Raw genomic sequence first — 23,657 nt, 5'->3', positions numbered from 1 at the left:
TGTGGCGCTAAGTCAAAGCTGTTGCTGTCTCATCGTGGCGCTGCGCCACGGTCGGCAGATCGTCAGGGTCCTTACCCAACAAGAGGCTTCGGTGCAGACCCTCCACCGCAGCCGTAACCGCCGGCGTCATGTCGCCGAAGAACGTCACCACCGCCGGCTGAATGCCGATAAAGGTCACCTGCGGCACGGTTTCCCGCAGCGAGGCGATCAGCACGTCGAGCGGAATGGCGTGGGTGGTGATCAGGAATTGCTTGGCGACGTCCGCCTCGTCGATCCGGCACACCGTGCCGGGAGGCAGTTGCATATCGGCCGCGTCGACCAGCAGCACCCGCTCGGGGGCCTCGGCGCGAACGACATAGGTGACGTTTTCCGGCGTGGCACCGCCGTCGAGCACGCTCCAACCCGTCGCCGGATCGGCTTCCAGCAACTCTGCAAGCAACGGCCCTGCCCCGTCGTCGCCCATCAGCGTATTGCCAACCGTCAGCACCATCGCCGTCATAACCGTCGTCCCATCAGGTAGATCGCGGGCTCCGCCTCGATCGCCGCGAGCGAGACGCCGAGTTCGCGGAGCCAGTCGGCGGATTCCGCGTCGAGACTTGGCGACACCTGGTCGAATGCCGCGCCGAGCAGCTCGGTGTGCGAGCGATCGATGGTGATTTCGCCGAAGCGGTGGATGCCGTCGAGCTTGCGTCGCGCCTCGCCCTCAGGCAGCGCCGCGACCAGCCGCTCATAGAACTCGCCTTTGCAGCGCAGCACCGGCTTGAAGCAATCGAACACCCCGACATGGTGACCGATCGCCAGCGAGTAGTAGATCACCTGCTTGGCGTCGGCCGGGATATCGCCGTCGCGCTCCATGATCTTGGCGTTGAGGCGATAGAAGATGACGTCTCCGCTCATCACCGCGCCTCCGTCTGCACCAATGCTTCGCCCAGCCGCAGGAAGATCTCGGCCTGCCGCGGGTCGGCTTCGGCCGCCGCGAAGCTGGCGATGCGCTGATGCAGCGGCGTGGCGCCGCCGAGTTCGATCATCGCGAGGAAGCGATCGGCGATGTCGCGGCCCTGCCGGTAGCCGGCCATGCGGCGCGCCTCGCGCTCGACGTGAACGCGCAAATTATAGGGAATCGTCGCATGTGCGATGCCGGCCTGCTCGCCGTCGCCCTCGACGTGGGTCTTGGCCTTCAGCTTCTGATCCAAAAGCCCGAGCGCGACGGCAAAGCCGTAGATCGTCGCTGGCGGGGTCGGCGGGCAGCCGGGGATATAGACGTCGACCGGCACCACCTCGTCGGTGCCGCCCCAGACGCAATAGAGGTCGTGAAAGATGCCGCCGGTGCAACCGCAGGCGCCATACGACACCACGATCTTCGGATCCGGCGCGGCTTCGTAAGCGCGCAGCGCCGGCATCCGCATCGCCCTGGTCACCGCGCCGGTGAACAGCAGGATGTCGGCGTGACGCGGCGAAGCCACCACCTTGATGCCGAAGCGTTCGGCATCGAAAATCGGGGTGATGGCGGCGAAGATCTCGATCTCGCAGCCATTGCAGCCGCCGCAATCGACCCGGTAGACATAGGCGGAGCGGCGAATATTCGACAGCAGCGAGGATTTCATCCGCTTGATGTCGGCGGGGGTGTCCATTTTCATCGACGTTTCTCCTGCTGATCGGTGATATGGGCGATCTGCACCAGGTCATTGACGCGCTTGCAGCTCGGGCAGGTCGCCAGCATCCGGCGTCGACGTGCGATGTCCTCGGACACCGCCTTGGTGGCGTTGGCCGCGGCGCCGTCCTGCACGCTGGTCGCCTCGATCAGCGCGGTGACGTAGGCGATCTCCTTGGCGGGCGCGAACGGCTCGCCGCAGCAGACGCAGTCGGCGAGCTTGAACACCGCCTTGACGGTGAGGTCCGCCTTGTTGGCGACCGCGAGTTCGAAGTCCGGCGTCAGCTTGATCGCCTGGGTCGGGCAGACCTCCTCGCAGCGCGCGCAGAACACGCAGCGTCCGTAGGAGATCGACCAAGTGCGGGTGCCGGCCGCAACGTCGGTTTCCATCGCCAGGGCGTTGGCCGGACAGGCGATCGTGCAAGCGCCGCAGGCGATGCATTGCTCCGCGGTGTGCTCCGGCTTGCCGCGAAAATCCTTGGAGATTTCAAGCGGCGCGAACGGATATTTCACCGTGGCTTCGCCGGTGCGGAAGACTTCCTTTAGCAGTTTGAACATTGACGTCTTCCCTACTTCAACGGCGAGTCTTTGCGCTCGCGGCAATAGCGTTCCATTTCCTTGTAGGGGATCGTCTTGCTGGTCTCCTTCTTGACGTCGACCACGGTGACGCGGTCGGTGCAGGAGTAACAAGGATCGATCGAGCCCACGATGAGCGGAGCATCGGACACCGTATTGCCGCGCAGCATGTAGCGCAGCACCGGCCAGTTGGCGTAGGTCGAAGCCCGGCAGCGCCAGCGATACAGTTTCTGGTTATCGCCGGTCATCGACCAGTGGATGTCCTCGCCGCGCGGCGCTTCGGTGAAGCCGAGCGCGAACTGGTAGGGCTTGTAGGTGAAGTCCTCGTTGATGATCGGGCCTTCCGGCGTGCCTTCGAGGAGCTGCTCGATCAGCGACAGGCTGTCGAAGATCTCGGCGGCGCGAACCATGGTTCGCGACAGCACGTCGCAGCCATCGCCGGTGTGAACGCCGAGGTTGACGTTCTTATAGCCGGCGAACGCGTGATCGACGCGGGTGTCGCGCTTGAAGCCGCTGCCGCGCACCAACGGGCCGACCGGCGAGTAATCGCGCGCAATCTTGCGATCGAGCAGGCCGACGGTGGCGACGCGCGGGCCGAAGTTCGGCGTCGCCAGCAGCATCTCGAGCAGCCGCTGCACGTCTTCGCGCAATTCACCGACCAGCTGCAAGGTGCGGCTGCGCTGCTCGCCGAGGATGTCGCGGCGGACGCCGCCGATCAGGTTGATGGCGTAGGTCTTGCGGGCGCCGGTCAGCATTTCCGCCAGCGTCATCGCCTTTTCGCGGACCCGGAAGAACTGCATGAAGCCCGAGTCGAAGCCGACGAAATGGCAGACCAGCCCGAGGTTAAGCATGTGGCTGTGCAACCGCTCGGTCTCCAGCAGCAGCGAGCGGATCGCCTGGGCGCGCTGCGGCACGATGATGCCGAGCGCATTTTCCACCGAATTGGCGTAGGCCACCGAATGGGCATAGCCGCAGATGCCGCAGACCCGATCGGCGAGGAACGTCACCTCGTTGTAGCCCATCCGGGTTTCGGCCAGCTTCTCCATGCCGCGATGCACGTAGAACATCCGGTAGTCGGCATCGACGATGTCCTCGCCGTCGACGAACAGCCGGAAATGCCCGGGTTCGTCCGAGGTGATGTGCAACGGCCCGAGCGGCACCACCGTGGTTTCGCCGGCCGCGTCGTTGCGGAACTGATAGTTTTCCTTGTCGCTGGTCGGCTGCGGGCGCAGCCGATAATCCATCGAGTCCTTGCGCAGCGGGTGCAGCCCATCCGGCCAGTCGTCCGGCAGCACCAGACGGCGCTCGTCCGGCAGGCCGATCGGGCGCAGACCGTACATGTCGCGGATCTCGCGTTCGCCCCACACGCAGCCCGGCACCTTGGGCGTCACCGAGGGGAATTCCTCATTGTCGCTCGGCACCGCGGCGTGCACCACGACGTGGCACTTCTCCTCGCCTTCCATCGACAGCACGTAGTACAGGCCGAAGCTGTCGTTGAGCGACCGCTCGTCGTTGCCGACCACCACCGACAGCCAGCCCTCGCGCCCGTAGTAGAGCGTCGAGACCGCCTCGGGCAATTGGTTCAGCTTGACGGTGACGGTGACCTGCTTGTCCGTCTGCCAGCGCTCTTCGAGCACGGCATGCGGCAGTTTCTGGCGCAGATATTCGATGTGCGAGGCGCCGACCCGGTCTGTGACGTTGATGTTCATGGCAGTTCTCCGTTGGGGCCGGCGGTTATTTCTTGACCGCGACGCGTTCGATCGGCGTCACCGTGGCGGTCGCGGTGCCGTGGTCCATGACGATGCCGGTGGCTTGGCGCAGGATGTCGCCGACCGGGCGGGGCATCGCGACGCCAAACACCATGATGAGAGCAAGCAGAGCCCCCATCGGCGCGAGCGACAGCCAGCTGGAGTCGCTCTTCTCCATGTTCTCCGGCGCCTTGCCGAGCACCGAATGCGCGATGATGTCGACCAGCGCGGCAACCGTGATGGTGAACAGCAGCGCGACCAGGATCATCAGCTTCGGATATCCGGCGTCGAGGCCGGCGGCGAACACCATGAACTCGCTGACGAACACGTTGAACGGCGGGAAGCCGGCCAGCGCGAGCGCACCCGCCATGATGAACAACCCGGTCACCGGCGCGGTGCGCAGGATACCCTTCACCGAACGCAGATCTCGGGTGCCGTACTTCTGCAGCACGTTGCCCGAGCCGCAGAACAGCAGCGCCTTGGTAAAGCTGTGGTTGATGGTGTGCAGCAGCGCGGCGGCGATGCCGAGCGGGCCGCCGACGCCGAGACCGATCACGATCAGGCCGACGTGCTCGATCGAGTGGTAGGCCAGCTTGCGCTTGAAGTCGTGCTGGACGAACACCAGGAAGGCCGAGATCGCCACCGTCAAGACGCCGAGCACCAACAGGATCGACTGCGGAAATTCCGGGCCGATCGCCTTCATGGTGACGGCGTAGTAGCGGATGATCACGAACAAGCCGCACTTCAGCAGCACGCCGGACAGCAGACCCGACACCGGGCTCGGCGCTTCGGAATGCGCGTCGGGCAGCCAGGCATGCATCGGGAAGATGCCGGCCTTGGTGCCGAAGCCGATCAACACGAACACGAAGGCGATCTTGACCAGCGTCGGATCGAGGTCCTTGGCGTGGGCAATGATGCTGGTCCACAACACGGCCTGGTGCGGATCGATCGAGGCAGTCGCGTTGGCGAAGGTCAACACCGTGCCGTACAGGCCGAAGGCGACGCCGACCGAGCAGATGATTAGGTATTTCCACGCCGCTTCGAGCGACGTGCCCTTGCCGTAGATGCCGACCAGGAACGCCGAGCCGAGCGTGGTGGCCTCGATGCCGACCCACATCATGACGATGTTGTTGGCGGTGACCACCAGCAGCATGGTGAACAGGAACAGGTTGAAGAAGCCATAGTACAACTTCTGCTTCAGCACCGTCAGTTCGCCGTGTTCCACGTCGTGGCGGATGTAACCGATCGAGTAGCAGCCGGTGAGGCATCCGACCACACCGATCAGCCCGACGAAGATGGCGGCCAACGGGTCGACCATCAGCCAATCGCCGAACGCCATCAGGCTTCCGGACGACAACACATAGCCGACGGTGGTGAGAGCCAGCACCAGCACCACAATGAGCGAGGCAAGGTGCAGCAGTTCGATCAGCCTGGCAGATCGTCCGCTACTGGGCATCGCGAAAATCAGCAGCGCGGCGACCAACGGGGAGAGCAGCAGGAGGGGCGGCAGGTCCGAGGCGACCATGGCGATCATCCCTTCAAGGTGGTGAGCTGGTCGGCGTCGAGGGTCGCCAGCTTGCGGTTAATTTGCGTGGCCAGGATGACCATGATGACGACAGCGAACACGGCGTCGGTGGTGATGCCGATCTCCACCAGTTCGGGGGCGTTGCCCGCGAGCAGCGCCAGTGTCAGGTGCGAGCCGTTCTCCATCAGGCAATAGCCGAACACCTGCTTCAGGATGTTGCGCTGAGTGACGATGCAGGCGAGCCCGAAGAAGAAGTGCGCCAGCGAGATGGCGAGCGCCGGCTTGATCGTCAGCGCGGTGGGCAGCGCCACGTGCGAGACGATCAGCGTGCACAACAACACCACGACCGCCGCCAACATCACGGTGACCGCCGGCGAGATGCGCTCGCCGGACCCCAGCCGGTCGTCGGACAGCCGGCCGAAGCTGCGCGCCATGATCACCGGCACCAGCACCACCTTGGTGACGAAGGCGACCGCCGCCCAGGCGTACAGCTGGTGCGAGCCGGTGTCGTAGCCCAGCGCGACGAACACCGCGACCAGCACCAGCGATTGAAGCGCGTAGAATCTGGCCGATTGCGCCGGCTTACGCGCCACCACAACCAGCAGCGAGGTGACTATCAGCAGGCCCGCGAGCCCGTTTACGATCTGCATTCCAGACATCGTTGTTGTCCTAACCGAGCCAGATGGCGGCGATGAAGCTTGAGCAGAGTGCCATGATGATCAGCGTGACCAACACGATCTGCATGGAGAACGGAACCGGCGACGCTGCCGCCACCGCCTCCGAGGGACGGCCCGGCACCGACCATCCGACCCATTTCAGGAACCAGGCGAAGCTGCCGACCGACTCCAGCAACGCGATCACCAGCAGCACCATCAGCAACGGATGCTGCGCGGCGACTTGGAAGCCACCGGCGAAGATCGCGAATTTGGAGAAGAAGCCGTTGAACGGCGGCACGCCGGCGATCGCCAATGCCGCCACCACGAAGGCGATGCCGAGCAATGGCGATTTCGACAGGATGCCGCGCAGCAGCGGCAGCATGCGGGTGCCGGTGGTGTAGCTCAGTGCGCCGGCGACCAGGAAGAACAGCGTCTTGGCGAAGGCATGGTTGAACAGGTGAGCGATGGCGCCGTTGAAGGCCATCTGCGAACCGAACACCGACAGCCCGAGGCCGAGAAACATGTAAGACAGCTGGGTGATAGTCGAGTAAGCCAGCAGCCGCTTCATGTCGCACTGCGGCAGATACATGATGAAGCCGTACACCAGGGTGACGGTCGCCATGATGGTGCAGACGTAGCCGACGATTTCCGGCGCGCCGTTCGACGACATCAGCGCCCGAGCGAAGATGTAGACGCCGACTTTCACCATCGAGGCGGCGTGCAGATAGGCGCTGACCGGGGTCGGCGCTTCCATGGCGTCGGGCAGCCACATGTGGAACGGCAGCTGCGCCGACTTGCCCCAGGCGGCGACCAGGATCGCCAGCAGCACCAGAGTCTTGGCGCCGTCCGACAACCCGCCGATCGCCGACAGCGCGAAGCTATGGGTCTCCAGGAACATGACGCTGGCCGCGACATACAGCCCGAGCGAGGCGATATGGGTGATGATCAGCGCTTTGGCGGCGGAATACAGCGACTTCGGCTTTTCGTAATAGCCGATCAAGGCCCAGGAGCACAGCCCGCTGATTTCGAAGAACACCAATTGGCCGATCACCGTGGAGGAGAACACCAGGCCGGCCATCGCGCCGATGAACAACGAGAGGAAGGCGAAGTAGCGCCGCCGCACGATGTCGGGATGCTCACGGTTGCCGGCGTCGAGATAGCCGCCGGAGTAGATCGAGATCAGAAAGCCGATGCCGACGACGGCGCAGGCCACCAGCACCGAAACGGTGTCGACGCCAAAGCCGAGGATCTCGACGTCGCCGAAACTGATCACCGCGTATTCGGTAGCCACCTTGCCGCCGGCCGCGAATTGGTAGGCGAGCACGAGCAGCACGGCGGTCGCCAGACCGGCGAAGACCTGGCACAGGCGTTTGGCGGCGGAGCGCGGCGAGAGGGCGACGAGCGCCGCTCCGACGGCGGGGAGTAGGATGCTTGCTAGCGCAAGGGCGATCATGGCTATGCTCCTCGGCTCACAGGCCAGAGATGTAAAAGACGAAGGCGAGCGAGGCGATGCCGAGCCCGAACCAGCTGTGCCGCGGCGTCAGGCGGAAACGCGCCCGGGCCACGCTGTTCTCGACGACGCCGAGCACCACGGCGACCACGCCGATCTTGACGATGAAGGCGACGAGGCCGATCGCAAGCCCGAGCAGACTGCTGTCGGTCGCGCTGCCGAACGGCACGAAGATCGCGAACACGAAGGCCAGGATCAGCAGTTGCTTCAATCCCATCGCGGCCTTGAGCAGCGCCAGCGACGGGCCGGAATATTCCGACAGCGGGCCTTCCTGCAGTTCCTGCTCGGCCTCGGCCATGTCGTAGGGCAGCTTGCCGAGTTCGAAGTAGCAGGCGAAGATCGCGGCAGCGCCAGCCAGCAGCACCGCCCCCGCCGAGCGGACATGCCCGGTGGCGATCGCTTCGCCCATCCCGCCGATGTCGGTGGTGCCGGCGAGCAGCGCGCACACCATCAACGACAGCACCAGGGTCGGTTCGACCAGCACGCCCAGGGTCAGCTCGCGGCTACCGCCGATGCCGGCGAAGGACGAACCGGAGTCGAGGCCCGAGAGCGAGAAGAAGAACCGCACGATGGCGAACAGATAGATCACCGTGATCAGATCGCCGAGACCGGGGATCGGCACGGCGCGGGTCAACACCGGCAGCGCCATGGCGATGGTCAACAGCGTGGCGATTATCACCGTCGGCATCGCCCGGAAGGCGAAACCGGCGGCCGGCGGCTGCAGGTTCTGCCGACGCAACAGCTTGAAGATGTCGCGGTAGTCCTGCAGCACGCCCGGCCCGTGGCGGGTGTGCATCTTGGCACGCATCACCCGGGTGATGCCGGAGAACAACGGTGCGGCAGCGAGCAGCAACAAAGCTTGCACGAATGCCAGCGAGACTTGAGTGAGAGTGGGCACGACTGTTTCTCTCCTAGCGAAGCGTAATGAGGAGGAGGATCGCGAGCGCCGCGACGATGTAGAGGCAATAGGTGGACAGCGCGCCGCTCTGCAGCACCTGCAGGCGGCGGCCGACGCCGCCGACCAGGCCGATCACCGGCTCGACCAGCGAGCGGTCGAACATCGGCTCACTGCGGCGCGCCAGCGAAACCAGCTTGACGAATTGCCGCTCCAGGCCGTCCGAGGTCGACGCGGCGGTGCGGCGCACCGCGTAAAGCGGCGCGAAGAACATCCGGATCGGCTGCGCGAAGGAATGCGCGGTGACGGTCATGTGGGCGTCGGGCAGATAGCCGCAGGCCCAGGGTTCGGCGGCGCGGCGGCGGTTGGCGCGGGCGCCGGAGAACACCGCGCTGATCACCAGCGGCACGGTCGCAAGACCGACCAGCAGCAGCGCCAGCAACGGCGTCGAGAGCAGCGTGTGGGCCGGATCGCCGGGCACCAGCATCGCGCCGTTGGCGAACGAGGCCGGCGGCAAGTGCAGGATCGCGGCGGCGATGCCGCCGATCACCGGCACCACCAGCGGTGCCGCGAGGCCGAGGCCGACGCAGGCGGCGGCCAGCAGCACCATGCCGACGATCATCGGCAGCGGCACTTCAGTGGTCTGTTCGGCCTTCTTGCTGCGCGGCAGTCCGGAGAACATCTCGCCATAGGCCTTGACGAAGCACATCACCGCCAGCGCGCCGGTCAAGGCCAGCGCGGTGGCGGCGATCGGGGTCGCGAACTGCACCAGGAAGGTGCCGTCGAGGGCCGCGGCGAACAACGCCTGATAGGTGAACCACTCCGAGACGAAGCCGTTGAGCGGCGGGATCGCGGAGATCGCCAGCGCGCCGATCAGGAAGCAGGCCGAGGTCCACGGCATGGTGCGGGCGAGCCCGCCCATCTTGTCCATGTCCTTGGTGTGCATCCGGAAGATCACGGCGCCGGCGCCGAGAAACAGCAGGCCCTTGAAGATCGCGTGGTTGACGAGGTGATACAGGCCGGCCAGCAGGCCGAGCATCGCGATCAGCGGATGGTGGGTGGCGATGCCGATCATGCCGGTGCCGACGCCGAGCATGATGATGCCGATGTTCTCCACCGAGTGATAGGCCAACAGCCGCTTGATGTCGTGTTCGGCCAGCGCGTAGATCACGCCGAGCACCGACGAGATCGCGCCGAGCGCCAGCACCAGAATGCCCCACCACAACACGTCGCCGCCGAGCAGATCGACGCCGACCTTGAGGATGCCGAACACGCCGATCTTGATCATCACGCCGGACATCAGCGCGGAGGCGTGCGACGGCGCCGCCGGATGGGCGCGCGGCAACCAGACATGCAGCGGGATCATGCCGGCCTTGGCGCCGAACCCGAGCAGCGACAGCACGAACACGATCGACGCGACCAGCGCCGAGGGATGGGTGGCGCGAAACGCGGCGAAATCCAGCGAGCCCGCGGCGTTGGCCATCAGGAAGAAGCCGCCCATGATCGCCACCGAGCCGGCATGCGCCACCAGGAAGTAGATGAAGCCGGCCGACACCGCTTCCTCGTCCTGGTCGAAGATCACCAGGAAGTACGAGGCGAGCGACATCATCTCGAAGAACACCAGGAACCAGAAGGCGTTATCGGCGACCACCACCAACACCATCGAGGCGACGAAGATGTTGAAGAAGAAGCCCATCGGCCCCACGCCGCGTCCGCCGTACTCGCGCACATAAGAGAAAGAGTAGATCGAGGCGACGGCGGCGAGCGTGGAGATCACCAACACCATCAGGCCCGACAAGGCGTCGAGCCGGATGACGAAGTGGGCGAAGGAAAACGGTCCGGCGAGGTCGAGCACGAGCGGCGCGCCACTCAGCACCGAGGCGCCGGCGACGCCGCTGAGCAGCGCTGCCACGAGGCCGCCGAGGCCGGCGACGCGGATCGCCGCGGTTTCAGCGCGCGACAGCAGCAGGCTGCCGAAGGCGGCAATGACGGAGCAGGCGAGCGAGGCACATAGAAGCTGGATCGGGGTCATGTCAGTCGCGCTCCTCAGTCGATGGCGCTGGAGTGTTGGCGTGCGTCGGAGCGTCGAAGCCGACCGTGTTGAGCGTGGCGCTGGCGGTGGCACTGGCCAGCCGCTTTGCGGCACTGCCGCTATCCAGCGACCGCCCGTTCACCACATGCAGGGCCGCGGTGGGGCAGACGCGGACGCATTCGGGACCGGCCTCCTGAAAGCTGCACAGATCGCATTTCACCGCGACGCTGCGCACGCCGATGCTCCAGGCCAGCAGCGGATCGAGCGCGGCGGATTCGGTGGGTTGGCCGATCTTGATGCCGGCGACGCCGGAGATCGGCGTGCCGGACGGCGTGATCGCGCCGAACGGACAGGCGATCGCGCACATCTTGCAGCCGATGCAGGTCTGCTCGTTCAGCACCACCTGATCGTCGGTGAGCTTGATCGCGTCGACCGGGCAGACCCGCGCGCAGGGCGCGTCTTCGCAATGGCGACACTGCACCGGCGCGGTGATCTCGTAAGTGCGGGTCACGGTCAGCCGCGGGTGCGCCTGTAGCCCGACGGCACGATGGACCGTCGAGCATGCGGCCATACAGGTATTGCAGCCGATGCATCGCCCCGGGTCTGCGATGACAAAGCGATTCATGTCCATCTCTCCACGTTGATGGTTGGCTCCGACGGTGAATGGCTCCACCGCGTGCCGCGGCCTGACGGCGCGTCAGGTCCTGGGGATTTCGATAAGCAGAACTGATGATCCAAGAAGAATGACCTAACAAGAGAAGTAAATAGAAGTATTCTCTACCTGTTTATCGAGACCTACACCGAAAATTGAAATTGTGACCAGCTATTTTTGCGTAGCTCGCATGTTTTTCCTTTTTGATATAGATCAGTTCTATTGTACAAATGCGTAATGTACATGGCGCTTACCTGCAACACGCACGCCCATATCTTGGTTTTATTGACCGATAAGAAATCTTGATGGTGAGCGGGGTGACGTGCGGGCAACCAGCCGCCACGCCAAAGCGGGCCATGCGGACTCACCGCGCGGCCTTCACCTGCGGACGTCGCCTAAGTGGAGATGTGGAGAATGAATCGATTCATCGTCAGCGAGCCCAACAAGTGTATTGGGTGCCATACGTGCGAGGTGGCATGCGCGCTTGCGCACGAGCCCTCGCAGAAGGTGGAGGCGCTCACGCCGACACACTTCACCCCGCGCATTCGGCTGATGCAGACCCTCACGGTATCCACCCCCGTGACCTGCCATCATTGCGAAGACGCGCCCTGCGCCAAGGCCTGCCCGAGCGGCGCCATCTATTATAATGCCGGCACCGTGCAGGTGGATCAGTCACTCTGCCTGGGCTGCAAGACCTGCGTCGTCGCCTGCCCGTTCGGCGTGATGGAAGTGCTCACCCATCCGACCTACCGCAGCTTTGCCGGCGTCACGGTCGCCGACGGCGTCAAGGCCGAAGCCCACAAATGCGACCTCTGCATCAACCGCGAGAAGGGTCCGGCCTGCGTCGAGGTCTGCCCGACGGCGGCCCTGCACGTCATGGACGAAGCCATGATGGCCGATCTGCAACGCGAGCGGCGGCTGCGCTCCGCGGTCAACGGCGGACTGACCGGCGCCGCCGGCGACATCATCAACGCGCAACTCACAGCTTAACCGAGTGACTTCGAGGTAAGACCATGGAAAAACACATCTCTGTATGCCCGTATTGCGGATCCGGCTGTAAGCTCAACCTGCTCGTCGAGAACGACAAGGTGGTTGGCGCCGAGCCGCTGAACGGCGTCACCAACCAGGGCGAGCTCTGCCTGAAGGGCTACTATGGTTGGGATTTCATCAACGACACCAAGATCCTCACCCCCCGGCTGCGGCAGCCGATGCTGCGCCGGACCCGCGATTCGGACTTCGAGACGGTGTCGTGGGACGAGGCCATCGCCTTCACCGCCAAGCGGCTCGGCGACATCAAGAAGAAGCACGGCGCCGATTCGATCATGCTGACCGGCTCCTCGCGCGGCACCGGCAACGAATCCAATTACGTCGCGCAGAAATTCGCCCGCGCGGTAATCGGCACCAACAATATCGACTGCTGCGCCCGGGTCTGCCACGGCCCATCGGTGGCGGGTTTGATGGTCACCCTCGGCAACGGCGCAATGAGCAACTCGATCTGCGAGATCGAAGACACCGATTGCATCCTGTGCTTCGGCTACAACGCCGCGGACAGCCATCCGATCGTGGCGCGCCGCATCCTCAAGGCCAAGGAAAAGGGCGCCAAGATCATCACCTGCGATCCGCGCTTCATCGAAACCGCCCGTATTTCCGACATGTGGCTGTCGTTGAAGAACGGTTCCAACATGGCGCTGGTCAATGCTTTCGCCAATGTATTGATCAGCGAAGGTCTTTATGACCGTGATTTCGTCGAGAAATACACCGAAGGCTTTGAAGAATACAAAGCAACTGTCGCGAAATACACGCCGGAATACGTTGAAAGCATCACCGGCCTGAAGGCGTCGCAGATCCGCGAAGCCATGCACGTCTATGCCGCCGCCAAGTCGGCGACCATCCTGTGGGGCATGGGCGTGACGCAGTGGGGGCAGGCGGTCGACGTGGTGAAGGGGCTGTCCGGCCTGGCACTCTTGACCGGCAATCTCGGTCGTCCGAATGTCGGCGTCGGCCCGGTGCGTGGCCAGAACAACGTGCAGGGCGCTTGCGACATGGGTGCCTTGCCCAACGTGTTCCCCGGCTACGAATACGTCACCGATCCGGCCGCCCGGGCGAAGTTCGCCAAGGCCTGGGGCGTGCCGAGCCTGCCGGACAAGATCGGCATGTCGATCACCGACGTGCCGCACGCTGCCGAAGAGGGCAAACTCAAGGCGATGTACATCTTCGGCGAAGATCCGGCTCAGACCGAGCCTGACCTCGACGCGGTGCGCAAGGGCTTTGCCGCGCTCGACTTCATCGTCGTTCAGGACATCTTCATGACCAAGACGGCGATGTATGCCGACGTCATCCTGCCGGCGACCTCGTGGGGCGAGCATGACGGCGTGTTCTCGTCGGCCGACCGCGGCTTCCAGCGCTTCTACAAGGCGGTGAATGCCAAGGGCGACGTCAAGCACGATTGGGAAATCTACGGCCTGCTCGCCACCGCGATGGGCTATCCCATGAAGTACACCTCGACCGACGAAATCTGGGCGGAGCTGATCTCCCTGTGCGATCTCTATAAGGGGGCGACCTACGAAAGACTGTCGGGCCTCGGCTACATCCAGTGGCCCTGCCCGGAAGAAGGCCATCCCGGCACGCCCTATCTTTACGAAGGCAACAAGTTCCAGACCAACAGCGGCAAGGGCCTGTTGTTCGCCTCTGAATGGCGCCCGCCGTTGGAGAAGGTCGATGCGGAATACCCGCTCGGTCTGTGCACGGTTCGCGAAGTCGGGCACTATTCCTGCCGTTCTATGACCGGCAACTGCTCCGCCCTCACCGCGCTGGCGGACGAGCCGGGCTACGTCACCATGAACCCGGCCGACGCTAAGAAGCTCGGGATCAAGGACGAACAGCTGGTCTATGTCGCGTCACGTCGCGGCAAGGTGATCTCGCGTGCGAAGATCACCGAGCGCACCAACCTCGGGGTGGTCTACATGACCTACCAGTGGTGGATCGGCGCGTGCAACGAACTGACCATCCATCACGTCGATCCGATCTCGAAGACGCCGGAATATAAGTTCGCCGCGGTGCGTGTCGAGGCGATCGCCGACCAGGTGTGGGCCGAGTCGCACGTTCAGCAGGACTATACCAACCTGAAGAAGCGCCTCGCAGCGGCCGCCAATCCGGTCGCGCCGAAGGTGGTTCAGCCGGCCTAAACGAGCTACCTCCTGAGCCTCGACCGCCGGGCCGTTCGATCCAGACAAGGATCGGACGTCCCGGCGGCCGCGGTTTCCACCGCGTCCAGGGAGCTGCGCCATGCATGAAATGACCATTTGTGAAGAGATCGTCTGCCAACTCGAGGACGAGCGCCGCCGCCGCGGCTTCGACATGGTGAAACGGCTGCGTCTCGAAATCGGGCTGTTGAGCTGCCTCGACCCCGACGCGCTGCGCTACGCCTTTGAAATCACCACCCGGGACACCTTTCTCGACGGCATGCTGCTCGAAATCGACCGGCCGCCCGGCCAGGCCAAATGCCTGGATTGCGGCGCCGAAACCACCGTCTCCAGCCGGACCGAGATCTGCCCGTCGTGCGGCGGTGAACGGCTCGACGCCTCCGGCGGCGCGCAGATGCGCCTGGTCGAGATGGAGATCATCGGCAAAGCCGCTTGATTTCAGGCGGTCCGTAGCGCCATCAAGCGATGGGAGACCAAGATGCAGATCCTCCGCAGCAGTTTTGCCGATAGCATCGCCGCAATGCGGCTCGACCGCGCGCAGGCGCGTATCGCCGAAACCTATGACGTCAAGGTCGGCACCGAGACTGTTGCGCTCGCCATCGCGGTATCCCGGGTGCTTGCCGAAGACGTGACGGCGCCGATCAGCCTGCCGGCGGCCGACAATTCGGCGATTGACGGCTTCGCCCTGCGTTTCGACGATCTGCGCGTGGACGGGCCATCCATCCTGCCGCTGCACGGACGGACGCCCGCGGGCCCCTCCCCGGACGCCGCGCTGCCGCCCGGTTGCGCCGGGCGCATCTTCACCGGCGCGGTGCTGCCGAGCGGCGCCGACACCGTGGTGATGCAGGAGGATTGCGCCGTCATCGACGGCAAGCTGCACATTCCGCAAGGCATCTTCCGCGGCGCCAACCGAAGGCTGGCCGGCGAGGACCTCAGCCACGGCAAACTGGCGCTGCCCGCCGGGCGACGGCTGATGCCGCCGGACCTGGCGCTATTGGCGGCGCTCGGCTTCGACAGCATCGCCGTTCGTAAGCGGCTGCGGGTCGCGATCTTTTCCACCGGCAATGAAATCGCCACGCCGCCGCACCCGCTGCGCCGCGGCCAGGTCTACGACGCCAACCGGGCCCTGCTGTGCGGCTTGCTGCAGCGCTTGCAGATCGACGTCGTCGATGGCGGCATTCTGCCCGACGAGGCCGAGGCCACCAAGGCGGCGCTGCGAACAGCGGCCGGCAACGCCGATCTGGTGATCACCTCGGGCGGGGTTTCAGCCGGTGAAGAAGACCACGTGCGCGCCGCGATCGAATCGATCGGGCGGCTGGAATTCTGGCGGGTCGCCATCAAGCCCGGACACCCGGTGACATTGGGCGTGATGGATGGCACGCCACTGCTCGGCCTGCCGGGCAACCCGGTGGCCGCGATGGTGACGTTCTGGGCTATCGGGCGGCCGTTGCTGGATCGTCTGGCGGGCGCGACGTCGGTGCCGAGCTTGCGGCTGTCCGTGCAATGCGGCTTTCACCACCTCAAGAAGTCCGGCCTGCGCGAATATGTCCGCGTGCAGATCAAGCCCGACGGCATCGCTTATGTCTACCCGAAGAAGGGCACCGGCATCCTCACCTCGCTGACCGAAGGCGATGCGCTGTTGGAGCTGACCGAGGAATTGACCTCGATCCGCGCCGGCGATTTCGCGCCGTGCATTCCGCTGCTCAGCCTTTACGGCTGAACAAGCTCTGCTGCGCCGGCGCTCCCGCCGCGCGCGCGGCACATCGCGGCTGCGTCGCCTGCTCGCCGAACAGCGCGATGTTCACCGGAAAGCCGATGAAGGCGCTGTTGGAGACGAAGAACATCGCCCGAAACGCGCCACTGCGATAGTCCGGAACCTTGAACAGCTTGGAAAAGACGATGCCGATGATCCACAGCGCCAGCATCGAACACAGCGGCACGATCACCGCCACGCCGAGCTGCGGCAGGTCTTCCTTCTTGTACGACTTCATCATGCTGACGATTATGTAGAGCGGGATCGTCACCGTCATCGCGAATTTGGAGAATAGCTGGCCGACGTCCTTGTTGAACCATTTGATCTGCGTCAGGTAGTAACCCAGCAGGATAATCAGCATGCAGCTGAAAACCCCGCTGAGGGATTCGAAGATGCCATAATGGCTCCGTGGAGGTGTTGGATATGCGATCGGAAGGCGGGACGCTCAGAGAGCCGGTGATGCGGGAACGGTCAGTCGAGCGTCTCCATGGCGTCGCGGATCTGCCGCGCGGCGTTGTTGAACGGCATCGCCGCCGTGGCGATCGACGGCACCTGCGGAAACGCCTCGGTCGTCAGTTTCGACAGCACCTGCCCGGGATTGAGCTCGACGAACAGCGTGGTACCCAATTCGACAAGCACCTCGGTAGAGTCGTGCCAGCGCACCGGATGGGCGATGTTGGTGGCGACGTCCTCGCGAATGAGGTCGAGCGCCCGGGTCGGCCGCGCCCGGCGATTGCTGATGTAGCGCGCCCGCACCGTGCCCGGCTTTAGCGTCTTCAGCTTCTCGACCAGCACGTCGGCGACGCCCTGCAGCAGCGGGCAATGCGACGGCACCCGGACCGCAAGCCGCTCGGCCTTCCTGCAGCCGGTGGCGATCGCCAGTTCGACGACGCGATCGACGCCCGGCAGCGCGCCGGCGACGACGATCTGGCGCGGCGCGTTGAGATTGCCGACATAGACTGGGAAGGCCTCCGTGCTGGCCTGGGCGACCAGCGCCGTCACCTGCTCTTCGTCGAGGCCGACGATGGCGGCGAGCCCATAGCCGGTGGTGAATTGCTGCTCCATCAGCGAGGCGCGCAGATGCACCAGGCGCAGCCCGTCCGGAAACGCCAGCGCGCCGCACGTCGTCGCCGCGGCGTAGGCGCCCACCGACAGACCGGCGACGGCGCTGGGGAAAGCCGCTTCCGCGCCGAGCGCCCGCGCCATCGCGACGCCGGCGACGTAGATCGCCAGTTGCGTCGACACCGTCGACTCCAAGGTCTTCTCTTCGTCGAGTTCGAGCACGTCGCGGCCGAGAAGCTGGCTGGCTTCGTCGATCGTCGACGCGACGCTCGGATGCGCCGGCAATTCGTGCAGCATGCCGGCGCGCTGCGATCCTTGCCCGGGAAACAGAAAGGCGACGCTCATGGCAAGTCTTCCTCGGTGATGCGCCACGGGTCGCGCAGCAGTCGCCGGCCGTCGCAGGTGTTCAGCCGGTGTCGCGGCGATCGGCGGTCGCGAGATTCGCGCGGCGCCAAGCCTGCTTGCCTCGCCTCAACCTGGAGGTCGGCGACGCCGTCGCGGATGCGGAATGAGCGGATCGGCATGATGCAGGCCAGACGCCGCGGCGTCCTTTCAACGCGGAGGGAAGCCGCACTCGCCCGACCTTGCGGCGGGCGAGCGCTTGGTTGTGGTCAGGACGCCGCCCACTGCTCGGTCATCATCTTGCGGACTTTGATCGAGGCCTTGCGGAAGGCCTTGGCGCCGTCCGACTCCAGCCGGACGTCGAGCGTGCGCGGCGAATTGCGCGCCTCGGCGATGGCTGCGATCAGCGCCGCCCTGACCTGCTCGATGCTCGCCGGCGTCGGCGTGTCCGGGTCGGCGATCTTCAGCAGCTTGTACAGAGCGCCGAGCTTGTTGAATGAGCCGATATCGTAAGCCATCGGCACGATGGTCTCGCCGAGCTTGTCGAGTTCGGCGACGCTGCGCTTGGTGATGCGCGCGGCGGCGTCCTTGTACATCGCATGGATCAGCACTTCCGGATCGTCGAACGCGATCAGCCGGTTGGCCTGGCCGGCGAGCGCCAGAAACGCGCCCGAGACGCAACGCCCGACGATCAGCGCGATCACCGGATGACCGGCGGCGCGGGCATCGGCGTAGGCGGCGATGATCGCCGCGGCGGCGACGTGGATGCCGAACAATTCCTCGCGGCGGCCATAGGCCTGGCTCTTGGAATCGCACACCGTGACGATCGGGCGCTTCGGCCCGTCCTTGTCGGCTTCGATCACCGCACGCAGGCTTCTGGTGCCGTACCAGCCTTCTTCCAACCCGACCTCGGTGTGGCCGGTGCGCGGAAAGCGGGCGTTGGCATCCGGCGCGACGCCGACGAACACCGTGTTCTCGCCGCCGAGCACGGCCTCGGCGACCATCAGCGAGCCGGGATTGCCCTCGACCTTGCCGTTACTGCCGCTCAGCGCCTCGAACCAGTTGCGGCCGCGATTGTTCAGGGGATCGGTCATTTCGCCACTGCCTTCCATGCGTTGCGGATGTCCTCGGCGACCCATTGCTTGGCGGGGTCCAAAAACTTCAGGCGTTTGATGAAGAGTTCGTACTTGTCTGTCCGCAATTGCGCCGGCTGGCCCTTGCGGAACAGTTCGATCACCGCCCGGGTCACCGCGTCCGCGTCGTCCTCGAGCAGCACGTCGGCGAAGTCGGTGGCGAAGCGCTGCGCGCCGCCATTGACGCCCCAGACGAACGGCTTGTCGCTGGCCACGAATTCATCCTGGCCGGCTTCCAGCTCGATGACTTCCGGGCCGTTCATGCTGAGCCGGGCCTGCCGCGTCATCACCACATAGGATGCCAGCCCCGCGGCGAGCGACATGCCGCCGAAGCAGCCGGTCGGCCCGGTGATCACCACGATCAGCGGGATATGCTTGCGCAGCGCGATCATCTCCGCATAGATCTCGGCGATCACCAATTCGCCCATATTGGCTTCCTGCAGCCGCACGCCGCCGCTTTCCAGCGACAGCACCGCGCGGGTCGGAATGCCCTTCTCGTTGTCGAGCCGGGCCAGCCGGAAGGCTTCGGCCATCTTCATGCCGCAGACTTCGCCGATCGAGCCACCCTGGAATTTGCCTTCCATGGCAATCACCACCGCGGGCTGGCCGTCGATCTTGCCCTTGGCGACGACGCAGCCGTCGTCGGACTGGGTGACGATGCCCTGCATCGGCAGCCAGGGCGATTCCATCCGGTCGAACGGACCGAGCAGTTCGCGGAAAGTGCCGTGGTCGAGCAACTGTTGCGCGCGGGCGCGGGCGTTGAGCTCGATGTAGCTGCGGCGATCGCTGAGCGCGAGCACGTCATCGGACAGTGTGGTTTCGAAGGTCATGATTGGCTCACCTCGACGGCCTGCTGAAGACGTAGTGCCACCGTTCCCGGCGTGGCGCCGAAATCGTGGATTTCGATGTTCGCAGCCTCCGGGTGCTGCCGCAGAAAGCGCTCGATCACCGCTTTCCAGGTGTCGGCGAAGCCGGAGACGCTGGTCTGGATGGTGACGCGGGTCTCGCCGTCCAACGATGGCTCCATCAGGATTTCGAGATCGCCGGAGCCGACCACGCCGACATGGGCGCGCCGTGCTTTCGCCTTCGATGCAGGGAACTCGAAGTTCAGGGTTTCCATTGCGAAAAATCTCCGTTTTGCTCGAGGCCGACAGGCGCGCCCGACGACAGGTGAGTGAGAGAGTCCAGGAACAAAGTCGCGGCGAACAGATCTCCGCTGCCGCCTGGAGAGGCGTTCAGCGCGAGCAGATCGACGTCCAACTGATCGAGGGCATCGCGGCCGGGCTTGGTCGAGGTGCCGCCCCGCCGCAGGATCTCCGCCGCGCCGGTCTTGGCCCTGTCGAGGGCGTCGCGACCGCCGCGGTGCAGCAGGCAGGTGTCGTCGAGCACCGCCATGATCGCCAGCAGTGCATCCAGCCTGGCGAAGGTCTCGGCAATGCCGCGCGAGCGGGCCCGTCGCAGCGCCGGCAAGCCGACGCGAACGACATGAGGAAAGCCGTCTTGGGCTTCCCCGCGGGCGCCGGGCACGCCGTAGCGCGCGGCCACCCGGCTGCCGTTGCTGGCGTCGGTCGGCATCCGGCTGTCGCTGTGCCGCGCGATGCGTCCGGCGATCGCCGCCACCTCCACGGCATCGCCGGGGCGCGACGCCATCACCGCTCCCGCGATCAAGAGGCCGAGCGACCAGATCGCCCCCTTGTGAGTGTTGATCCCGACGGTCGCCGCGAACATCGCGGCTTCGCCGTCGCGGCCGATCGCGGCAAGCTGTTCCCGAACTTGCCGGCTCGGCGCGGCGCCGGCGACCGCGCCGGCCATGGCGCTGAAGCAGGGAAACAGCGCGCGTGCCGAACGATGCATCAGCGCGAGGTCGAGGTCGGCATGCGCGCCGGAGCCACGTCCATCGACCAGCCCGGGCTTCGGCGTCAGGCTGGCCTCGGCGATCAGCGACTCGACCGCCAGCGTGGCGAGCCGTGCCGCGTCGATCGCCGCCGGCAACGGCGCGGCGCGATCTCTTGCCTGCGGCGCAGGTCGGGCAAGGGCTGATAGCATCACCAGCTCCTGAACCGTGCCGGCGGCTCGTAAAGCCCGCCGGACCAGGTCACCAGATCCTTCATGCTGCGCGCCGACAGCAACGAGCGGGTGGCGTCGGAGCGACGCACGCCGAGATCTTCCGGATAGGCCACCACGCCTTTTTCGCGCAGCGCCTTGACCTGCTTGGCGGTGGACTTCAGGCCGACCTTGGTGACGCCGGCGACCGCAGCGACCGCGGCGCGCCGCTCTTCGATGCCGTCCGCCTTGTAGAGATAGGCGATGCCTTCCTCGGTGGCGACGTGGCTGACGTCCTCGCCGTAGATCATCACCGGCGCGATCGGCAGCTTGGCGTCCTTGCCGACCTGAACCGCGTCGAGCGTTTCGACGAACAGCGGCACGCCGCCGGCCTTGAAGGTCTCGACCACCTGCACGCACAGCTTGCGGCCGCGCACGATGGCGTCGTCGGACGTGATCATCGACAGCCAGGCCGGCGACGGATGCCGACGACCGAGGGCGTCGCTGCCGAGGTTGGGAGCACCGCCGAACCCGGCGATCCGGCCCTTGGTCACCGTCGAGGAATTGCCCTCGGCGTCGATCTGCAGCGTCGAGCCGGCGAACAGGTCGACCGCGTAGTGGCCGGCGAGCTGCGAGAACACCCGGTTGGAGCGCAGGCTGCCGTCGGCGCCGGTAAAGTAGATGTCGGGGCGCGCCGCGACGTATTTCTCCATGCCGTCTTCGTTGCCGAAGGAATGCACGCTCTCGATCCAGCCGCTCTCGATCGCCGGGATCAAGGTCGGCTGCGGGTTGAGAATCCAGTTGCGGCAGATCTTGCCCTTCAGGCCGAGCTTGCCGCCATAGGTCGGCAGCAAGAGTTCGATCGCCGCGGTGTCGAAGCCGACGCCGTGGTTGAGCGACAACACCTGATGTCGCTCGTAAATGCCGCGGATCACCATCATCGCGGTGAGGATCTGCAGTTCCTTGATGTCCTTGGGGTCACGGGTCTGGATCGGCTCCTTGGCGTAGGGACGATCGCTCTCGACAATGACGTCGATCCAGCCGCCGGGAATGTCGACGCGCGGCAGCTTGTCGACGATCTGGTTGACCTGAACGATGACGATGCCGTCGCGGAACGCTGCGGCTTCGACCGTCGACGGCGTGTCTTCGGTGTGGGCGCCGGTGTAGAGGTTGCCCTCGCGGTCGGCCATTTCGGCGCACACCAGCACCGCATTCGGGATCAGGTCGACGAACATCCGCGCCGACAGTTCTATATAGGTGTTGATCGAATTGACCTTGATCTGGCCGTCTTCGAGCATTTGCGCTAGCCGCAGGCTTTGCGGACCGGCAAAGCTGAAGTCGACCTCGCTGACGATGCCGAGTTCGAAGATCTCCATGTGGTCGGGACGCGCGATCGCCCAGATCACCGCCTTGAGGTCATGAATCTTCTTCGGATTGACCTTGGCGAGCGAGCGGGACAGAAAGTCCGCCTGCTTCTGCGCGCTCTCGATGATGACCCGGTCGCCCGGGACCAGCAGGCGTTCCAGCGCTTCGACCGTCTTGTTCTGCGGGAGGAATTTGCCGTTCATCCATGGACTGACGAATGCCATGCGACGCTGTTTGCCTTCGCGGCGGGTGGCCCACGACCGAGCCACGGCCCCTGCGCTTGTTGCGACATCCATCGTTGATCTCTCCACTGGAAGGATTGCGCGAACTCGCACCGCGCAGCTGATGATGAGCAGATCCTGCGCTCATGCCATTCAGTTGAGAAATCGTATTTTTTCCGATCTGTGATTAGTTTTTCAGATGATATCTTCTCTTGATGGCGGATTTAACCGCCGCCGACGAAATCTTAGCCGTGAAGAGGCAAAATAATTTCGCATGAGCAAAATATTGATAAGTTTTGCCAATCGTAATGCCATGATCTATCGTCCCGCCGGCGGCGTTTCCGGCCGCAGGATGGCAGCTCATGAAAATCCGCCAGATCCAGGCCTTTCTGGCGCTCGCGGAGGATCTGCATTTCCGCAAGGCCGCGGAGAAGCTCGGCGTCACCCAGCCGGCGCTGACCTTGGCGATGCAGGCGCTCGAGGACGAGATCGGCGTGCCGCTGCTGCTGCGCGATCGACACGAAACCCGCCTGAGCTTCGCCGGCGAGATCTTCCGCGCCGACATCGCCGAGATGCTGGCGGCGTCCGAGCAGGCCACCGAGCGGGTCCGCCGCGCCTCGACCGGCGTCCTCAATTATCTCAACATCGGGTTCATCTCGACCGCGACCACCGCGCGGTTCATGCCGCGGCTGATCAGCGAGTTCCGGCGCATCCATCCCCAGGTCGAACTCGGTCTGCAAAACCGCGTCAATGTCGACCTCCTGGCGATGATCGAGTCCGCAGCGCTCGACGTCGCCTTCGTTCGTCTGCCCTTGGTGCCGCCGCATCAAGTCGAGATCGCCGGCGTCTACAAGGAACGCCACGTGCTGCTGCTGCCGGCCGATCATCCGCTGGCACGACAGACCTCGATCCGGGCCCGCGATCTGCAGCATGCGCCTTTCATCATGTATTCGCGCCGCAATGCGCCGGGCTATCACGACCTGATCATGCGCAGCCTCAACACTAACGGCATCAACCCGACGATCGCCCAGGAGGTCGGCGAGATGTATACGCTGGTGGCGCTGGTCGCGGCCGGCCTCGGCGTCGCCGTCGCACCCACCTCGGCGCGCAACTACAATCTTCCCGGCGTGGTGCTGGTCGAGGCCAACTGGTTGCCGCCCGCCGAGATCGGTCTTGCGTTTCGCAAGGATGACACCCGGCCGGCCAGCCGACTGTTCATCGACCTCACGTTGCGCAGCCGGCGGCAGCAGCAAGCCGACAGCAGCGATCCGGTGCCGAGCGACTGACGGT

At 65.0% G+C, this 23,657-nt stretch carries 23 protein-coding genes; 5 read left to right on the top strand and 18 right to left on the bottom strand.

Annotated features, from left to right (window positions below; genetic code table 11):
• Positions 1-7: 7 nt before the first annotated feature.
• The 11 genes from hycI to VGC77_RS05120 are packed head-to-tail and all read right to left on the bottom strand — an operon-like array spanning position 8 to position 11,218.
• Complete coding sequence (gene hycI, locus VGC77_RS05170) at positions 8-499, bottom strand: hydrogenase maturation peptidase HycI (RefSeq protein WP_331170502.1); 492 nt, start codon at positions 497-499, stop codon at positions 8-10.
• Positions 496-897: a formate hydrogenlyase maturation HycH family protein gene (locus tag VGC77_RS05165; RefSeq protein ID WP_331170501.1), complete on the bottom strand. Its 402-nt coding sequence runs from the start codon at positions 895-897 to the stop codon at positions 496-498. Before VGC77_RS05165 ends, hycI begins: the two co-directional genes overlap by 4 nt.
• On the bottom strand, positions 897-1,637 hold the full coding sequence (locus VGC77_RS05160; RefSeq protein WP_331170500.1) for an NADH-quinone oxidoreductase subunit B family protein: 741 nt from the start codon (positions 1,635-1,637) through the stop codon (positions 897-899). Before VGC77_RS05160 ends, VGC77_RS05165 begins: the two co-directional genes overlap by 1 nt.
• A complete protein-coding gene (locus VGC77_RS05155; protein WP_331170499.1) occupies positions 1,634-2,209 on the bottom strand; it encodes a formate hydrogenlyase complex iron-sulfur subunit in 576 nt (191 codons plus the stop codon). Before VGC77_RS05155 ends, VGC77_RS05160 begins: the two co-directional genes overlap by 4 nt.
• An 11-nt stretch (positions 2,210-2,220) precedes the next feature.
• Positions 2,221-3,936, bottom strand: a complete 1,716-nt coding sequence (locus tag VGC77_RS05150; protein ID WP_331170498.1) for a hydrogenase large subunit — start codon at positions 3,934-3,936, stop codon at positions 2,221-2,223.
• 25 nt (positions 3,937-3,961) lie between these two features.
• Complete coding sequence (locus VGC77_RS05145; protein WP_331170497.1) at positions 3,962-5,500, bottom strand: hydrogenase 4 subunit F; 1,539 nt, start codon at positions 5,498-5,500, stop codon at positions 3,962-3,964.
• 5 nt (positions 5,501-5,505) lie between these two features.
• Positions 5,506-6,150, bottom strand: coding sequence for a hydrogenase 4 membrane subunit (hyfE, locus tag VGC77_RS05140; protein ID WP_331170496.1), 645 nt, complete (start codon positions 6,148-6,150; stop codon positions 5,506-5,508).
• A gap of 19 nt (positions 6,151-6,169) precedes the next feature.
• Entirely contained in the window at positions 6,170-7,609 is a 1,440-nt protein-coding gene (locus VGC77_RS05135) for a hydrogenase 4 subunit D (protein WP_331170495.1), read from the bottom strand.
• Positions 7,610-7,625: 16 nt separating this feature from the next.
• Positions 7,626-8,564: a respiratory chain complex I subunit 1 family protein gene (locus VGC77_RS05130; protein ID WP_331170494.1), complete on the bottom strand. Its 939-nt coding sequence runs from the start codon at positions 8,562-8,564 to the stop codon at positions 7,626-7,628.
• Positions 8,565-8,577: 13 nt separating this feature from the next.
• On the bottom strand, positions 8,578-10,593 hold the full coding sequence (hyfB, locus tag VGC77_RS05125) for a hydrogenase 4 subunit B (RefSeq protein WP_331170493.1): 2,016 nt from the start codon (positions 10,591-10,593) through the stop codon (positions 8,578-8,580).
• Position 10,594: 1 nt separating this feature from the next.
• Entirely contained in the window at positions 10,595-11,218 is a 624-nt protein-coding gene (locus VGC77_RS05120) for a 4Fe-4S dicluster domain-containing protein (protein WP_331170492.1), read from the bottom strand.
• Positions 11,219-11,650: 432 nt separating this feature from the next.
• Here VGC77_RS05120 and VGC77_RS05115 point away from each other — a divergent pair, with 432 nt between their 5' ends.
• From VGC77_RS05115 to glp, 4 genes are all read left to right on the top strand, one after another.
• A complete protein-coding gene (locus tag VGC77_RS05115; RefSeq protein WP_349257065.1) occupies positions 11,651-12,235 on the top strand; it encodes a 4Fe-4S dicluster domain-containing protein in 585 nt (194 codons plus the stop codon).
• A gap of 23 nt (positions 12,236-12,258) precedes the next feature.
• A complete protein-coding gene (fdhF, locus tag VGC77_RS05110) occupies positions 12,259-14,430 on the top strand; it encodes a formate dehydrogenase subunit alpha (RefSeq protein ID WP_331170490.1) in 2,172 nt (723 codons plus the stop codon).
• A 100-nt stretch (positions 14,431-14,530) separates the two neighbouring features.
• Entirely contained in the window at positions 14,531-14,884 is a 354-nt protein-coding gene (locus VGC77_RS05105) for a hydrogenase maturation nickel metallochaperone HypA (protein ID WP_331170489.1), read from the top strand.
• 42 nt (positions 14,885-14,926) lie between these two features.
• Positions 14,927-16,168, top strand: coding sequence for a gephyrin-like molybdotransferase Glp (gene glp / locus VGC77_RS05100; protein ID WP_331170488.1), 1,242 nt, complete (start codon positions 14,927-14,929; stop codon positions 16,166-16,168).
• Here glp and VGC77_RS05095 read toward each other — a convergent pair.
• From VGC77_RS05095 to mdcA, 7 genes are all read right to left on the bottom strand, one after another.
• Positions 16,152-16,562, bottom strand: coding sequence for an AEC family transporter (locus VGC77_RS05095; protein ID WP_331170487.1), 411 nt, complete (start codon positions 16,560-16,562; stop codon positions 16,152-16,154). The two genes, glp and VGC77_RS05095, sit on opposite strands and share 17 nt — an antisense overlap.
• Before the next feature lie 110 nt (positions 16,563-16,672).
• Complete coding sequence (mdcH, locus tag VGC77_RS05090) at positions 16,673-17,608, bottom strand: malonate decarboxylase subunit epsilon (protein ID WP_331170486.1); 936 nt, start codon at positions 17,606-17,608, stop codon at positions 16,673-16,675.
• 266 nt (positions 17,609-17,874) lie between these two features.
• Positions 17,875-18,699, bottom strand: a complete 825-nt coding sequence (gene mdcE, locus VGC77_RS05085; RefSeq protein ID WP_331170485.1) for a biotin-independent malonate decarboxylase subunit gamma — start codon at positions 18,697-18,699, stop codon at positions 17,875-17,877.
• Positions 18,696-19,568: a biotin-independent malonate decarboxylase subunit beta gene (gene mdcD, locus VGC77_RS05080; protein ID WP_331170484.1), complete on the bottom strand. Its 873-nt coding sequence runs from the start codon at positions 19,566-19,568 to the stop codon at positions 18,696-18,698. The genes mdcE and mdcD overlap by 4 nt, the downstream gene beginning before the upstream one ends.
• Positions 19,565-19,858, bottom strand: a complete 294-nt coding sequence (locus tag VGC77_RS05075; protein ID WP_331170483.1) for a malonate decarboxylase subunit delta — start codon at positions 19,856-19,858, stop codon at positions 19,565-19,567. The genes mdcD and VGC77_RS05075 overlap by 4 nt, the downstream gene beginning before the upstream one ends.
• Complete coding sequence (locus VGC77_RS05070) at positions 19,846-20,784, bottom strand: triphosphoribosyl-dephospho-CoA synthase (protein WP_331170482.1); 939 nt, start codon at positions 20,782-20,784, stop codon at positions 19,846-19,848. The genes VGC77_RS05075 and VGC77_RS05070 overlap by 13 nt, the downstream gene beginning before the upstream one ends.
• A complete protein-coding gene (gene mdcA, locus VGC77_RS05065) occupies positions 20,784-22,442 on the bottom strand; it encodes a malonate decarboxylase subunit alpha (RefSeq protein WP_331170481.1) in 1,659 nt (552 codons plus the stop codon). The genes VGC77_RS05070 and mdcA overlap by 1 nt, the downstream gene beginning before the upstream one ends.
• A 287-nt stretch (positions 22,443-22,729) precedes the next feature.
• Between mdcA and VGC77_RS05060 the strand changes: the two genes are divergently transcribed.
• Positions 22,730-23,653, top strand: a complete 924-nt coding sequence (locus VGC77_RS05060) for a LysR family transcriptional regulator (RefSeq protein WP_331170480.1) — start codon at positions 22,730-22,732, stop codon at positions 23,651-23,653.
• Positions 23,654-23,657 lie beyond the last annotated feature (4 nt).

The organism is Rhodopseudomonas sp. (genome assembly GCF_036404135.1).
In the GTDB taxonomy this organism is placed as follows: Bacteria; Pseudomonadota; Alphaproteobacteria; order Rhizobiales; family Xanthobacteraceae; genus Rhodopseudomonas_A.
Note: the sequence above shows the minus strand (reverse complement) of the source record. Positions and strands in the feature narration are given on the sequence as shown.

What these genes read in the sequence shown, in the direction of transcription:
- hycI (WP_331170502.1), bottom strand. Translation starts at nt 499, where the DNA reads ATGACGGCGATGGTGCTGACGGTTGGCAATACGCTGATGGGCGACGAC.
- VGC77_RS05165 (WP_331170501.1), bottom strand. Translation starts at nt 897, where the DNA reads ATGAGCGGAGACGTCATCTTCTATCGCCTCAACGCCAAGATCATGGAG.
- VGC77_RS05160 (WP_331170500.1), bottom strand. Translation starts at nt 1,637, where the DNA reads ATGAAAATGGACACCCCCGCCGACATCAAGCGGATGAAATCCTCGCTG.
- VGC77_RS05155 (WP_331170499.1), bottom strand. Translation starts at nt 2,209, where the DNA reads ATGTTCAAACTGCTAAAGGAAGTCTTCCGCACCGGCGAAGCCACGGTG.
- VGC77_RS05150 (WP_331170498.1), bottom strand. Translation starts at nt 3,936, where the DNA reads ATGAACATCAACGTCACAGACCGGGTCGGCGCCTCGCACATCGAATAT.
- VGC77_RS05145 (WP_331170497.1), bottom strand. Translation starts at nt 5,500, where the DNA reads ATGGTCGCCTCGGACCTGCCGCCCCTCCTGCTGCTCTCCCCGTTGGTC.
- hyfE (WP_331170496.1), bottom strand. Translation starts at nt 6,150, where the DNA reads ATGCAGATCGTAAACGGGCTCGCGGGCCTGCTGATAGTCACCTCGCTG.
- VGC77_RS05135 (WP_331170495.1), bottom strand. Translation starts at nt 7,609, where the DNA reads ATGATCGCCCTTGCGCTAGCAAGCATCCTACTCCCCGCCGTCGGAGCG.
- hyfB (WP_331170493.1), bottom strand. Translation starts at nt 10,593, where the DNA reads ATGACCCCGATCCAGCTTCTATGTGCCTCGCTCGCCTGCTCCGTCATT.
- VGC77_RS05120 (WP_331170492.1), bottom strand. Translation starts at nt 11,218, where the DNA reads ATGAATCGCTTTGTCATCGCAGACCCGGGGCGATGCATCGGCTGCAAT.
- VGC77_RS05115 (WP_349257065.1), top strand. Translation starts at nt 11,651, where the DNA reads ATGTGGAGAATGAATCGATTCATCGTCAGCGAGCCCAACAAGTGTATT.
- fdhF (WP_331170490.1), top strand. Translation starts at nt 12,259, where the DNA reads ATGGAAAAACACATCTCTGTATGCCCGTATTGCGGATCCGGCTGTAAG.
- VGC77_RS05105 (WP_331170489.1), top strand. Translation starts at nt 14,531, where the DNA reads ATGCATGAAATGACCATTTGTGAAGAGATCGTCTGCCAACTCGAGGAC.
- glp (WP_331170488.1), top strand. Translation starts at nt 14,927, where the DNA reads ATGCAGATCCTCCGCAGCAGTTTTGCCGATAGCATCGCCGCAATGCGG.
- VGC77_RS05095 (WP_331170487.1), bottom strand. Translation starts at nt 16,562, where the DNA reads ATGCTGATTATCCTGCTGGGTTACTACCTGACGCAGATCAAATGGTTC.
- mdcH (WP_331170486.1), bottom strand. Translation starts at nt 17,608, where the DNA reads ATGAGCGTCGCCTTTCTGTTTCCCGGGCAAGGATCGCAGCGCGCCGGC.
- mdcE (WP_331170485.1), bottom strand. Translation starts at nt 18,699, where the DNA reads ATGACCGATCCCCTGAACAATCGCGGCCGCAACTGGTTCGAGGCGCTG.
- mdcD (WP_331170484.1), bottom strand. Translation starts at nt 19,568, where the DNA reads ATGACCTTCGAAACCACACTGTCCGATGACGTGCTCGCGCTCAGCGAT.
- VGC77_RS05075 (WP_331170483.1), bottom strand. Translation starts at nt 19,858, where the DNA reads ATGGAAACCCTGAACTTCGAGTTCCCTGCATCGAAGGCGAAAGCACGG.
- VGC77_RS05070 (WP_331170482.1), bottom strand. Translation starts at nt 20,784, where the DNA reads ATGCTATCAGCCCTTGCCCGACCTGCGCCGCAGGCAAGAGATCGCGCC.
- mdcA (WP_331170481.1), bottom strand. Translation starts at nt 22,442, where the DNA reads ATGGATGTCGCAACAAGCGCAGGGGCCGTGGCTCGGTCGTGGGCCACC.
- VGC77_RS05060 (WP_331170480.1), top strand. Translation starts at nt 22,730, where the DNA reads ATGAAAATCCGCCAGATCCAGGCCTTTCTGGCGCTCGCGGAGGATCTG.